Here is a 14,178-nt window from a genome sequence, read left to right as displayed (position 1 = left end):
AATGAAAACGTCATTAAAACGAGTTGCATGTAACAGCATGTATTTGATTTATTCAAAAGGATTGAAACGATGAAGGACAGATTGACAGATATTTTTGCGGTAGGACTCTGTGTATTGGGATTGACCTTTGCAGGTTGTGATTCCGGTACAGAACAGGGGACAAAATCGTTTGACGAGGCGGCTCCGGAAGATGTGACCATGGAAGAACATGATCACGGCCACGATCACCCCAGTGAAGGACCGCACCATGGTTCATTAATTGAACTGGGTAAAGAAGCCTATCATGCGGAGCTTGTGCATGATGAAAAAAGTGGTGCGATTACCATTTATATTCTCGACGGTGCTGCCAAAGCCAGCGTGCCCATTGCAGCAGAAAGTGTTTTAGTCAATGTCAAGCATGACGGGAAAGGGCAGCAGTTTACGCTGACCGCAACCCCTGAACAGGGGGACCCGGAAGGTAAGTCATCCAAATTTTCCACGCTGGAAAAAACTCTGGGTGAACTGCTGGATAAGAAAGATACAACAGCCCGTCTGGTTCTGGAGATCGACGGCAAATCGTTTTCCGGTGAAATTGATGCTCATGATCACGACCACGATCATGGACATGACGAAAAACACGCTCACTAAAGCAGATACCGCGTAATCTTATTTACTGAAACGCCGTTCCCATTGCGGGGATGGCGTTTTTTATTGGTTCTCCAGAAAATTCAGCAATCTTTCTCTTTTACCTGCACGGATAGAATGATTCCCTCCACTAATGTTTCAGACGGTAAACACGATCAGGCCTGTTTGAGTACCGCAAAGTATCCGTAAATCAACAAGATCAACTCTGGTCCTGTTTTCACACGCTGACCGTTTGTGGGCCCGGCTCAGTCTGGCTTAACCTGAGGGAGAGAACACTGATGAAATCAATATTATCTTTAGCGACAGTTCTGGGACTGATACTCGTCACGGAAACCGTATTTGCGCACACCGCACCGGAAGATCTGGCAGCCCGCTGTGTAGCGAAGGTTGATCAGACAATCGATCGTTGTGAAAGTGCGGCTGCGGATGAAACCGCTGAGTGCCTGCAGCAGATTCGACGATTGCTGGCTGATGGACAGGAACAGGCGGCGCGACGGGTGGCGGCGGACTGCATTGACTCTGCGACTGAACGCGCAGAGAAATGTGCAAAGTATATAAAACGTCTGTGTAATGCATGCATCGATGAGCTCGTCAACCTGGGGGCGACACAGTTGGCGCGGCGGGTGAATCAGGTCTGTGAGGATGCGATTTCCGACATTCGTTTGATCCTGCAACGCGAGAAAAACACCATTCAGAATGCGTTTGACAGTTAAGGCCTGAAAACAAATTCTTGTGTCCGGTCTGTCAGCTGCATAAGATGAATCATGCAGCTGACAGATTTTATTTCACGTCAGGGATTCTCAATCGCACTTCGGATTTCACTTTTGAAACAGAGAGTCTCTTTCTTTGCTGGAATTACCATGATGAAACAATCAGCATGAATGTTCCCGATTTTTCTCTACTTGATGATCCACCCAGTGATGCGCCGACAAAACGTGCGCCACAGGTACATCAAGTCGACAGAGATCAAAGAAAAGAGCAGACTCAAAAGACAGGCAAAGCTCATTCAACTTCCGGCAGAAACAGCGAGACCGTGGAATATAACGAGCGTGAATTCATCCAGAGGCTCCTGCAACGGGATCAGCGATCATGGGATGAATTTCTCAGCCGCTATAACAAACTGATTGTCAGTCGAATTCTAGCAGCGTGTCGCGAATGTGGAAATTCGCCTCGACCGGATCTGGTTGAAGAATGTGGCGCAGAAGTGATGGCGGTGTTGTTTCAGGGTGATCTCAGCAGTCTGAGACAGTTCAAAGGTCGCAGTAAACTCTCTACCTGGCTGGCCGTCATTGTCCGCCGGACTACATTGGATGTGCTGCGTCGTCAGCGGAAGGCCAGTGAGAAGATCTGTCCGAATGACAGTCAATTTGATATTGCCACCGTTCCGGATACACTGCCGGAAAACGCTCTTGATGATCCAGCAAGAGAACACAAGCATCTGCAGGATTGTATGGCTCAACTGAAAGACGGGGATCGTCGTGCCCTGGAATTGTATTTTGATCAGAAACTGAGCTATGCAGAAATCGGCAGGCAACTGTGTATTTCGGAGAATGCCGTCGGCCCTAAATTACATCGCGCACAACAACGGTTGAAGAAAATCATGCAGTCTGGAAAACGGGAATCATGAAAACGGGTACGCCTTCACTTCTGACTTTGATCAAACTGCGGGAAGGGCAACTCTCCCCGGCAGCGGGAGTGGCCGTGCGCGAACGACTGGCGGCGGATTCAAATTTACTCAGACGCTGGAAACGACTTTCTCAAATTACTGATCAGAAACTGACACTGGATGACGCAAGCGATCATGCCGGACGCAATGCGGAAAAGATTGCCGCCTACGTAGAAGAACGGATGACTCCCACAGAGCATAAGGCGTTTGAATCAACCTGCTGGCAAGCGGATGCATTGATTCGTGAGGTTATCGCTGCTTATCAGGCTGCCCGGTTTGACAAATCTGCAGCAGACCTCTCTGAAAAATATTCGCAACAGGTACTGCAGACAACACAGAGAATGTCAGAGTTCGTCCACCGGGAATTGCAACAGCATAAGGGGGCCTGTTCGGCTGGCAGCGATCCTGGTTCCATCGAAGATCATGCAAATTCAGTCGTTTCACAGTTGCCTGCAGAGCGAGTCCGTTTGGCGAGATCTCCTGGAGCGTCTTCACATACTGATATTAATAAGCGGAAAACGCTATATGGGATTGCAGTGGTGTTGCTCATCACGGTTCTGCCTGCTTATTTCTTATGGAATCGCGAAGCCAGGACAGTCCAGAAAAAAACAATCGCTGTCATTCCCGAGCAAAAGCAGACGCCTGTGTCTCCCGACCCTCTGGAACAAAATCAACCGGATTCAGATCCTGAACTGGCCGTGATTCCTCCAGAACAGCATCGCGAACGACGCCCCATTGTATTTCCTGATGTCGACGACACTCTACCCACCCCCCCGCTTGTGGCCCAGAAACCTGTATTGGAAAATCTGGAGCACGCAGATTCGCTGTCGCTGTACTGGTCGCAACTATTGGGAGTCGCCGGTATTCGGAACGAGGCCCGTTCTGACTGGCAGGGAATTCTGTCTACGGGACAGGACCTCGATCTGAATACTGGATCCAGGATTCGAATACGTACACTCCCCTTGAGCTGGTTGCAGGCAAAGTTATCACTGGGAGAGACAGGGCTTCTGTCAGACTTTGTACTGGACGCCGATACTGAAGTCGAACTGATGATAAAAAGGAATCAGCAGACAGTTCCGGGACTGCAGGCTGAATTGGATCTGAGTTTACGGTCCGGTCAAATTGCCTTATCTCAACTTCACGCCGGTTCTGTCATTTATTACCATACACAGTCAAAAATCTGGCTGCTGGAGATTCAGCAGGATGATACTGAAGTTGCTTTCATGCAACAGGAGACTGGCCTGAGTGAACTGATGGTCTTTTCCGGGGCGTTGCAATTTAGCGATACGGCGTCGCGCGAAGCATTGACTCTTAAGACGGAGCAGAAGCTGATCCTGAAAGCAGAGCGAGTCAGTGTTCCTTTAAAACTTTCTGGAAATCATCGCTGGCGCACAGGTCCTGCGAAATCGTTTCCGCTGAATTCTACTTTTGTTGCGGAGTTAAATCAGTGTGATGATCTGCTGGCTGCGCTGTTGCAGGCTTCGCCAGATCGTTCCAGGCTTGAGCAGCAGTCTGGAGTCAACCTGGGAATCAACCTTGATCCTCAGACAGCGGTTCCACAAGCGACAGTCTCCCGTTCTGAGCTACAGCGTACCGCTGCCATTGATTGGCTGTTAACGACCAGGGACAAAGCGAGCTTAACAGCCGTCTGGAAACAGATTGCTCAAAATACAGGTGTGAATACTGCTTCTCCTGCCATTCAAACCTGGTTTCAGGTCGCGCGGGGTGAAATTCCTGGCGGTTCGGGTTTAGTGGCCGAGCTTTCAGCGGGTCTCGATGCGAGGCAGCCTCTGTTTACCCGTCAATGTTCGATTCATTTCCTGCGACAACTGACCAGGCAACCACTGGCAGAATACGATCCGGATTCACCCTCTCCAGTTGCCATCAACAGTGTCAGACAGAAGCTGCGACGACTTACAGGGACGAAAAACCAACCCGGCCGAAATACCCCTCGTCGACAACAGTAAACGCTGCCTGCTAAATATTGTGCCGCTTACGGATTGTAGCTGTACGATTACAGACAACCCATTTCAGACGGCGAAACCGTGTTAGACAGAAGGGAATCAACCTTGCTATACTGTCTTGACAGCATTTCTGTACAGAACAATTTCTGATGATTAATTCAGAGTTGTCGTTAACTGTTTTATTGCGCTCGATGAAAAAAACATACTGATTAAAAGCCGGGTTATGCCAGCTGTGACAGGCTCATGTTCTCAGGTCTCATCGAGAGGTTACCGTTTCACCAGATTTTAGTTCGTAGTTAGCGTTCATGGTATCACATCGGGAAGACGAGTCTGGAAATCAGCATGGTTCCGGCAAACGCATTTCATGGATTCTTCCGGGAATACTCTGCGCAGGATTCCTGATCGCAGGCTTGATCTTGTGGAAATCAGTCTGGATTGAAATCTGTCAGTGGCAGGCTTCGAGGAATCTGCAGTCACACCATACGACTGAAGCATTGAGCTGGATTCAGCAGGCATATGAGTTAGATCGGCAGAACGCAGAAACCCTCCTGACTCTGGCACGTGCCCAGCGACGCACAAATCAGGTTGAAGACGCCGTGGAAACGCTGAAAAAATTATTTCAACTTTCCGGACAGACAGAAGAACTGCAGCGTGAACAATGGCTGGTGGAGGCGCAGGTTGGAGACCTGAAGAATCTGGAACAGCATCTGGCTGATATGTTAATTGACCCCAGGGGAAATGCGGCTGATATCTGCGAAACCTTTGTTAACAGCTGTATTCTGAATTATCGATTTGCAGATGCACAACGCGTGATCGAAGTCTGGCAGGCAGATTTTCCTGAGGATCCACTTCCCCATTATTACCAGGGACGAATCCTGGAACATCAGGGAAACTGGAACCAGGCAGAAACTGAATTCAATGCGGCGTTGAAGTTGAGTCCGGAACATATCCCTTCTGCCTATAACCTCGCGCGCATCAAACTGTCACAAAATCAGGTTGATGCCGCTCTGGAAATTTATCAACGTTGTCTGCAGCAGCAACATCAGCATGCTGCCGCACTGTTGGGAATGGCTCGCTGTCTGAGCATGCAACAGGATGTGGCAGCAGCCCGAAAAATCCTGAATCAGGTTCAGCAGATGCCTGAAAATCAGATTATGAAAGATTTTCGTGAAGTCGGCGATCCCGCGTACGCCGCCAGGAATGCAGTTGCATTGCAACGGGGGCAACTGGAACTCTCTGCAGGAAATTATCAGCAGGCGATCACGAACCTGGAAACAGCTGTATCACTAAACCCTAAAGACAGAAAAGCACGTCTGTCATTAGCGGATGCCTATCGGGGACTGGGTGAACTGAAAAAAGCAGAAGTACAGCTCCAGGTCATCCAGAAGTCTCAAGCCGCAATTACACGCCTGGATGAATGTTTTGACCTCTTGCAGAAAGATCTGACAAACGCAGAGTTGCGCGCGGAGATTGGAGAGATCTTTCTGGAACATATCTCAGAAAACCAGGGAATCGTCTGGCTGAAAAACGCCTTGTACTATGATGCGGATAATCAGAGGGCCACTCAGGCATTAAAAAAATATTATGAGCAACTTGAAAATGAGAAACAGAATCAGGTTTCGGAAGAATAAGAACTCCTGAGCGTTTTCTCAAATTTGTGATTGAGGTGACATGAGTTTACGATTTTGTTTCTGCTTTGTATGGCTTTGTTTATCTGCAGGCTGTGGTTCTCAATCCCCGGTACAGCCCCCGTCGTCGGTCAATCAGACAGAAGATGACAGTCCGTCACACATGCGATTCGTCGATCGTACGGAAGAACTCGGGATTGAATTTGTCTATCAGAATGGTGAAGCTGCCAATAAATATACTATCCTGGAGTCCATTGGCGGAGGAGTGGCGATCTGTGACTATGACCTGAATGGCCTGGATGACCTGCTGTTTCCCGGCGGAGGTTTGTTTTCCTCGGAAAATCAGCTGTCAGGTCTGCCGACGGCGCTCTTCAGTCAGGTTTCTTCGGACCAGTTTGTAAATCAGAGCCTGAACAGCGGGATTGCGGCAGCGCGATATTATTCGCACGGTTGCAGTGTTGCAGACTACGATAATGACGGGTTTCCGGATGTGGTGATCACCGGCTATGGTGGGATTCTCGTCTGGCATAACCTGGGGGACGGGACGTTCGAAGAAGTCTCTGAACAGTCTGGTCTGATTGATCCGAGCTGGAGCACTTCTGCCGGCTGGGGCGATTTAAATGGCGATGGTGCACTCGACTTGTATCTCACACATTATGTGGACTGGTCTTTCAAGAATGATCCGCTGTGTGGGGATGCAGCGAAACCACAGGATGTCTGTCCGCCCCGGAGATTTAAAGGCCTCGATGACCGCGTGTTCTTCAGTAACGGGGATGGTACCTTTCATGATGCAACGAAAGAAGCCGGATTGGTTAGTGCCGGGAAAGGTCTGGGGGTCGTGCTGGGAGATCTCGATGAGGATCTCGACCTGGATATCTACGTAGGAAATGACACGACTGATAACTTTCTGTATCTCAATCAGGGACAGGGGAACTTTCAGGAAGCTGCTCTGGTACGTGGTGTTGCCGTCGATGATGAAGCTGTGGCGAATGGAAGCATGGGGGTGGACATCGGCGACTACAATGGAGATGGCCAACCTGATCTATGGGTTGCCAATTATGAGGCAGACCGATTTGCATTGTATAAAAATATCGGCAGTGGTCAGTTCCTCTATGCCAGTCGAGAGACAGGAGTCGGTACGATTGGCAAACTGTTTGTAGGCTTCGGTACGAAGTTTGGTGATTATGATTCGGATGGGGATGAAGACATCATCGTTTCGAATGGTCATGTGATTCGTTATCCCAAACATACGACGGTACGCCAACTCCCGTTGTTGCTGGAGAATCGCGGCGGACGATTCCAGCGGCTTACTTTTGATGAAAAGAGTTACCTCGGAATGTTGCATCACGGTCGCGGTCTGGCGACAGGAGATCTCGACCAGGATGGTGACCTGGATCTGGTATTTGCCAACTGTAACGAGCGAGCCACCATCCTGGATAATCAGACCGAGACTGACTCAAAGTCAATACAGGTCAGGCTGATTGGCACAAAATCAAATCGTGATGGGATCGGTGCCCGATTAGTGTTTCATACCAGTCAGGGTGACATTTCCCGTTATGTGACAGGTGGTGGCAGCTACCTCTCACAAAACCGCTATCTAGTTCATTGTGCTCTTCCGTCTGATGCTAAAATGGAGGCATTTACCGTGTACTGGCCATCTGGTAAGAGGGATGTCTGCGATAAACCTCTGGCGAATGGTCTTTTGTATAATTATGTAGAATAGTTAACAATCTACTAGGTAAAAAACGCTCAAAACAACGGAATGGTCGTTGCTACAAACAGCAATTTTAAGGTACGATTTATAAAGCGTTAATTTTTCGAGAGTAAGTACCGCTTCCTGTCTAATTGGTGAAGAATGAGCGGTGTATCATGTATTTATTACTTATTTATCTGGGGAGAATCTGATGAAGCGCTTATTAAGTCGCAGGGGATTCACATTGATTGAATTGCTGGTGGTGATTGCCATTATTGCGATTCTGATCGCGTTATTATTACCTGCCGTTCAACAGGCACGCGAAGCCGCTCGCCGCTCAACGTGTAAGAACAACCTGAAACAATTTGGTCTGGCGATGCACAACTATCATGATGCACACGGCATGTTTCCTATTGCCAATGCGCCTTCTGTTTATGATTCCAGTGCGGGAGCTTATTCCTGGCGTGGAATGAGCGCTCATGCTTTGATGCTTCCTTATATGGATCAGGCGAACCTTTACAACCAGATCAACTGGAATCAGATGTATAATGATTCGGCTTCATCCAGTAATGATGCTGTTGGCAACAACACGGTTCCTGCATTCCTGTGTCCTTCCGATTTGAAGTGGGCGGGGGCTGATGCTGGTAACAATTACTATGTCAGTGCCGGTCCTTCAGTCTGGTGGAACCTGGGATGGTCGCAGCAGATTGGCATGTTTAATTATCGTAAACCTACCCGGATCAGCGATGTGCTTGATGGAACATCAAACACGATCGCCGCTGGTGAAAGAACAATTGGCGATAATGATGGCAGTAAATTTAATGTGAAGACGGACCTGGTCCGGGCACAGGCATTTCCTTCAGGCTGGTCGAACACGTTTACTTCTAAAGCAGCCCTTGATGCCTACGGGGCTCAGGCTCTGGCAGGGACGACCAACACTCACAGTCATGTGGGACGCGAATGGATGAACGGAGTAGGGAGTCAAACTGTCTTCAATACCCTGAACCCACCAAACTCACCAAACCCGGATGCCCATCCTTGTAGTGGTTGTGGCTGGTACGATTCTGCCGGAGTCTGGTCTGCCCGTAGTCGGCACACTGGTGGTGCCCATGTTCTAATGGGAGACGGTGCCGTCCGATTTGCCAGTGATAACATTGATATCACACTCTGGCAACACCTCGGTTCAACCGCTGGTGAAGAAGTGATTGGTGAATGGTAAATCTTTCGCTTGAGTTGTAATCAACTGAAAGAGCGATTCTCGTTACCATGAGTTTCGCTCTTTTTTAATTTAATCATTGCCAGTTTCAATCTTTCCCCGTTTCCTGATGAGGAAACAGCATTAACCTGCCGCGATAACGGGTAATCAGGATGGAAAACTGGTACAACTATCCCATACATCAATGACCTGAAATTGCTCAAAAAGGAACCGAACTGATGAGGATGACGTCGACAATTCTATTGCTCTTTACGATGTTTTTTGTGGGCTGTGGTAATGGAACTAACCAACCCTCCAGCGAAACCGATGCGGTTAACACAAACAATATCACGTCCACCGCGGATATGAAGGCTGCCCTTGAGTCTATTGCCGAGACCGGAGAAATGGGAAGTGCCGCCATGGGATTCCGAGAGACGCTGGAAGGTCTGAAGCAGTCAGATGCAGCGAAAGCGGATAAACTGTTATCCGATCTGGACAAGCTGGAAGCTTCCAAGTCCCCTGCTGAAACGAAAAAAATTGCCAAAGAAATGGCCGGGAAGCTCTGAAAAACCACGTTTTTACTAAGCCTCTGAGAAAAAGAAACTTTCCAGAGGCTTTTTTATTGCGCAGTATCTTTCAGCTGTTTTACGGGTTCGATTAGACAGAGTAGCGAACCGCATGGTATAATCCCGATAAACTACGATAGAAAATTACGCGCTCAGTCCAAAATCAATTTCGGACACCATTCAGGCATCGAGATGAAACAGCAATTGAACAGAAAGCAGTCCAATCAGGGGCCGACAGGAGCATCCCGGCGCGAATTCATGCGAATCGGCCTGGGGGGCTTCAGCAGTCTGTCTCTGCCCGGATTATATCAACTGCAGGCGGCCGCGGAATCGCAGAAAAAGACTCCAGCCACGCCCAAAAAAGAACGGACGGCAGTTATTCTGGTCTGGTGCCGTGGTGGCGTCAGTCATCTGGATACCTACGATCCCAAACCTGATGCTGCTTCTGATTATCGTGGCCCCTTTTCGCCGATCGCGACGAACACAGAAGGTCTGCTCATCAGCGAGTTGCTCCCCCGGCATGCACAGATCTCGGATAAATATACCATTCTGCGTTCAATCACCCATACCGGAGGTGGCCACCCCGCCGGTTCACTGCAGGTGCTGGGAGGCGATCCGGATCGCATTGATAAGCGCAAACCCAAACTGCCCGACTTCATGTCGGTTGCCAATTTTCTCCGTCGCGATTCAAACAATGCTCTACCCAATTATGTGGGTATCAATGCCATCACGAATTACGACAGCTTTCAGATTGCCGGCCCCACCTACCTGGGACCGGGGGCCGGTCCTTTCCAGATTAGTGGAGACCCCAGTGCGCCTGATTTCAAGGTTCCCAATATTGGTCTGACGGATGCTAAACAGACAGCACGACTGGCGCAGCGAATTTCACTGCGTCAGCAGTTCGATCAGTATCGTCGCGATCTGGATCTGGATGGCTCCATGGAAGCGATGAATCAGTTCGAAGCCCAGGCGACGAATCTGCTGACCAGCAAACAGGCTGCCGATGCTTTTGATTTAACCCGCGAGCCACAACATATTCGTGAGCGGTACGGCATGCATCAATGGGGGCAGCAATGTCTGATGGCGCGGCGACTGGTGGAAGCGGGAGTGGAAATCATTACGACCGAACTTTCCGGAAAACTATGTGGTCGGGTACAAAACTGGGATGATCATGCCGTCAATCACCACGTGTTTGATGCGATCAAATATCGGATGCCGTTCTATGACCAGGCAGTGACGGCTTTGATTGAAGACATCTACCAGCGGGGTCTGAATAAACGGGTACTGGTTGTTGTGGCAGGCGAATTTGGTCGTACGCCTCGCATTTCCTACTCGAAAAGTACGGGGGGCGGAATTGGCAGCGGCAGCGCGGGAACGACTCAGCCGGGCCGCGATCACTGGCCGAACGCGAATTCGATGCTGTTTGCGGGGGGAAATATTCAGACCGGGCAGATCATCGGTGCGACAGATGGAAAAGGGGAAGGCCCTGTGGAACGTGCCGTAGGACCCCATGATTTCCTGGCGACCATCTATTCACATCTGGGCATTGATTACGCCAATACGTTTTTACCCGATTTCTCAGGTCGTCCGACACCGATTGTCATGCACGGGAACGCCATTCCGGAACTGGCAGGCCGCGTTTGATCACACTGCCTGGCTCAAATCAGAACGAAAAAAAACGCCTCGCAGCAATGGTACTGATAGGCGTTTTTTGGCTTAAGGTTTACCCGAGATCGCATACAGGCGGTCAAACGAACGCAGGTAGATGACACCATCACTGATGGCGGGCGTAGAATAAAAAGTCCCCTGCAGTTGATTTTCCGCAATCAACTCTCCACTCGCCGCATTAACGACGGTGCACAAGCCTTCGATGCTCAGGAAGTAGACTTTTCCATCGCCGGCAACCAGGGATGAAAAATACTGTCCTTTCATTCGTTTCTTCCAGACGGGCTCTCCTGTCTTCAGATCCAGGCAGGTAGCAACGCCGTTCTGGCTGATCATATACAGTTTGTCATCCAGTACGAGTGGTGTAGATGAATCGGGAGTTGCAACATCAAATTTCCAGAGCAGTCCTGATTGAGTGATATCACCGGCTTTCCCATTCTGAAAGGCTTTGATAAATCCCAGACCACCGCCCCCCGGATTTCCGGAAGTCGCAATCACAGTACTGGAACTCGCGACGGGAGCTGCAATGATGCGGCCAAAGGGACTGGGAATATCCAGTCCACCTGCAATCCAGAGCTGTTTTCCAGTCTGGGGATCATAGGCATTCACATGATCCGAACCGGAGACCAGCAGTTCCGTTCGATCGCCATTTTGAAAAATCGCAGGAGTCGAATAGGCGTCGGCACCATCTTTTTCTGCAGGAAGTTTACGATTCTGTTTCCAGACCTCTTTGCCAGTCAGCTTATCAAAGGCGACAACATAAGAAGGGCCTTTTGTCATGCAACTCACAAACAGTAAGTCACCCCACAGGCGGGGAGTGGAACCCATGCCGAAGGTGATGTCGTACGCTCCGTAATCTTTCACCAGATCCCGTTTCCAGACAGTTTCCCCCGATTCCACATCCAGACAGACCAGTAAGCCTGACCCGAAGTATGCCCAGATATGCTCAGCATCAGAAATCGGGCAAGGCGTGGCAGCGTTGTGTCGATGTGCCCAGAGATTGCGGGGACCAGGGGCCGCCAGGGAACCGGTTCCCACTTTGACCTTGCGAATCTGCTGACCGCTTTTGCGATCGAATGACAGGATCCAGAGTCCATCATCGTCTGTCTTTGTAGTGACATCCACGCGGTTCTCCGTGATGGCTGGTGACGAATTGGCACGACCCGGTAAGGCCACCGACCAGAGAATGCCCTGTTCAGCAGACCATTTTTCCGGCAGATTCTTTTCCGGCGAGACACCACTTCCACTGGCACCACGGAATTGAGGCCAGGTTTCTGCCTGAGAATAATCAGACATCAAAATAATGAACAGGCAAGCTGTGAATGTCAGTCCTGAAAATCGCATCAAATACTCCGAGGGAATTGATAGTAAAAAATGAGTTGCTTAAAACGGTTCGACGACGAGAACTCTTCCAGTGATGATTTATTCTTCTCGCTGTGGCCGCGTCATCAGTGTCTGTGTTGCCGCTTCCGGTGACTTGCCTTCAAACAGCACGCGGAAAATCTCTGTGGTGATGGGCATGTCCAGTCCTTTTGCTTCAGCGAGATCATACACGCTGCGGGTAGTATTCACCCCTTCTGCGACCGCATCCATACTGGAAGTAATTTCTTCGCGTGTTTCTCCCAGACCCAGGCGTTCGCCCAGGCTGCGGTTACGCCCGAATGGACTCATGCAGGTTGTGATCAGGTCTCCGACACCAGCCAGCCCGGAAAATGTGGATGGCTCTGCTCCATAGGCAGAACCGAAACGATTCATCTCAACCAGGCCTCGTGTCATGATTGCGGATTTGGCATTGTCGCCGTATTTACCACCATCACAGATTCCCGCGGCTATCGCGATCACGTTTTTCAAAGCGCCTGCCAGTTCGACGCCGACAATATCCACGTTCGTATAGACTCGAAATCGATCTGTACTGAACAGCTTCTGGGTCTGCTTCGCCAACTGAATATCACCACTGGCGGCGACCACGCTGGCAGGCAGGCGGCGGGCGATTTCTTCAGCATGGCTGGGACCACCCAGTGCGACAACAGGGCGGGGGCCGAGTACGTCGGCGATGATTTCACTGGGGCGAAAAAACGTATCCTGTTCAATCCCTTTAATCACACTGATGACCGGTGTGACGTTCTTTAAATGAGGGGCGAGTTTCGTTAGTGCCTGCCTGAGGAATTCGGTCGGGATCGCTACCACCAGATAATCCGCATCAGAGACCGCTTCATCAACATCAGAAGTCACCTGGATTGATTCTACCAGAGTGACCCCAGGCAGCAGCCGTTTATTTTCCCGGCTTTTCTGCATATCCGCTGCTACTTCCGGTTTGCGGACCCACATCGAAACTGCAATATCGGATGATTCACTGAGTAGTGTTGCGCAGGCGGTTGCCATACCACCTCCACCCAGAATTGCCACTTTTGTATCCATAAAACTTTGATCTTTCATATTCGGAGAATGAAATTCCGTCTTTGTTACCGTTGATTGGAATCCCTCCTGACAAGTGCTGCATGACAGGCAGAATACCTATGATCGTAATACCTGTAATATAACGAGAAATGCCGTGTAAGCCAAAGAAGACGTACAGAACCGCCGATTCTATTTTTGACAGGAATATTCCGGGCCGAGATTGACTCCCCATTTTCCCTGCAAAAACGAGTTTTGCCGAACGTTTGCTATAATTCCCATAATCAGAACAGTAGATATTTTGAGCAGCAGATGACAGAAATAACCGCTGCAGATATCAAATATTCACACATTACCAGAAATCGTAACTTAAGGTTTAGCTGGTAAGTCAATCTTCAAGGAGCAATCTCATGAAACAGGTCACCGAGCAACAGTCTGCCACATTCGAGGATCGTCGTCAAAATCGGGACGACAGTCGTCCGGCTGGAATTGGTGAACGACGTCAGTTCAGTAATTCCTACAATTCAGAAAACCAGGATGTCAACGAACTGGCGCAAGCGATCGACCAGTACAAATTGCTTCACCGCCGTCGCTTTATCACCTTCGAAGAACTGCATTCAGTGGTCACCGGTCTGGGTTATCATAAATAAAAGCCGATTCACTCTTCTGAATTTTTGACTCTGACAGAAACAGTTCTGGGTGATCCAGAAGTGTTTTTACTGCCAGAGAGTCAATGACAGACTATCGGCAGCCTGCTCGCTTTTCTCATCTCTGGAATCTCGA

12 protein-coding genes are annotated in these 14,178 nt (G+C 49.6%); 10 read left to right on the top strand and 2 right to left on the bottom strand.

Annotation, left to right across the window (positions count from 1 at the left end; all coding sequences use genetic code 11):
* The first annotated feature begins 69 nt into the window (after positions 1-69).
* The 9 genes from GmarT_RS20995 (at position 70) to GmarT_RS20955 (ending at position 10,980) form a co-directional block, all read left to right on the top strand.
* Positions 70-627, top strand: a complete 558-nt coding sequence (locus GmarT_RS20995) for a hypothetical protein (RefSeq protein WP_002643939.1) — start codon at positions 70-72, stop codon at positions 625-627.
* A 275-nt stretch (positions 628-902) separates the two neighbouring features.
* A complete protein-coding gene (locus tag GmarT_RS20990; RefSeq protein ID WP_002643940.1) occupies positions 903-1,337 on the top strand; it encodes a hypothetical protein in 435 nt (144 codons plus the stop codon).
* A gap of 164 nt (positions 1,338-1,501) precedes the next feature.
* A complete protein-coding gene (locus GmarT_RS20985) occupies positions 1,502-2,251 on the top strand; it encodes an RNA polymerase sigma factor (protein WP_157158894.1) in 750 nt (249 codons plus the stop codon).
* Entirely contained in the window at positions 2,248-4,257 is a 2,010-nt protein-coding gene (locus tag GmarT_RS20980; protein ID WP_002643942.1) for a hypothetical protein, read from the top strand. The genes GmarT_RS20985 and GmarT_RS20980 overlap by 4 nt, the downstream gene beginning before the upstream one ends.
* 302 nt (positions 4,258-4,559) lie before the next feature.
* Positions 4,560-5,885 (top strand): tetratricopeptide repeat protein, encoded by a 1,326-nt coding sequence (locus GmarT_RS20975; RefSeq protein ID WP_002643943.1) that lies wholly within the window; start codon positions 4,560-4,562, stop codon positions 5,883-5,885.
* A 40-nt stretch (positions 5,886-5,925) separates the two neighbouring features.
* The gene (locus tag GmarT_RS20970; protein ID WP_081459371.1) at positions 5,926-7,605 is read left to right on the top strand and encodes a CRTAC1 family protein; all 1,680 of its coding nucleotides are present in this window, start codon (positions 5,926-5,928) and stop codon (positions 7,603-7,605) included.
* A gap of 181 nt (positions 7,606-7,786) precedes the next feature.
* Positions 7,787-8,794 (top strand): DUF1559 domain-containing protein, encoded by a 1,008-nt coding sequence (locus tag GmarT_RS20965; protein WP_044236140.1) that lies wholly within the window; start codon positions 7,787-7,789, stop codon positions 8,792-8,794.
* A 215-nt stretch (positions 8,795-9,009) separates the two neighbouring features.
* Positions 9,010-9,336: a hypothetical protein gene (locus GmarT_RS20960; RefSeq protein ID WP_149303198.1), complete on the top strand. Its 327-nt coding sequence runs from the start codon at positions 9,010-9,012 to the stop codon at positions 9,334-9,336.
* Positions 9,337-9,528: 192 nt separating this feature from the next.
* Complete coding sequence (locus GmarT_RS20955) at positions 9,529-10,980, top strand: DUF1501 domain-containing protein (protein ID WP_002643947.1); 1,452 nt, start codon at positions 9,529-9,531, stop codon at positions 10,978-10,980.
* A gap of 72 nt (positions 10,981-11,052) precedes the next feature.
* Here GmarT_RS20955 and GmarT_RS20950 read toward each other — a convergent pair whose 3' ends face one another.
* Together GmarT_RS20950 and GmarT_RS20945 are read right to left on the bottom strand one after the other, a co-directional pair.
* Positions 11,053-12,345, bottom strand: coding sequence for an outer membrane protein assembly factor BamB family protein (locus GmarT_RS20950; RefSeq protein ID WP_002643948.1), 1,293 nt, complete (start codon positions 12,343-12,345; stop codon positions 11,053-11,055).
* Positions 12,346-12,423: 78 nt separating this feature from the next.
* Positions 12,424-13,419 (bottom strand): NAD(P)H-dependent glycerol-3-phosphate dehydrogenase, encoded by a 996-nt coding sequence (locus GmarT_RS20945; RefSeq protein WP_044236144.1) that lies wholly within the window; start codon positions 13,417-13,419, stop codon positions 12,424-12,426.
* Positions 13,420-13,805: 386 nt separating this feature from the next.
* Here GmarT_RS20945 and GmarT_RS20940 point away from each other — a divergent pair, with 386 nt between their 5' ends.
* On the top strand, positions 13,806-14,045 hold the full coding sequence (locus GmarT_RS20940; RefSeq protein ID WP_002643950.1) for a hypothetical protein: 240 nt from the start codon (positions 13,806-13,808) through the stop codon (positions 14,043-14,045).
* Positions 14,046-14,178 lie beyond the last annotated feature (133 nt).

Source organism: Gimesia maris, assembly GCF_008298035.1.
Taxonomy (GTDB): domain Bacteria; phylum Planctomycetota; class Planctomycetia; order Planctomycetales; family Planctomycetaceae; genus Gimesia; species Gimesia maris.
Note: the sequence above shows the minus strand (reverse complement) of the source record. Positions and strands in the feature narration are given on the sequence as shown.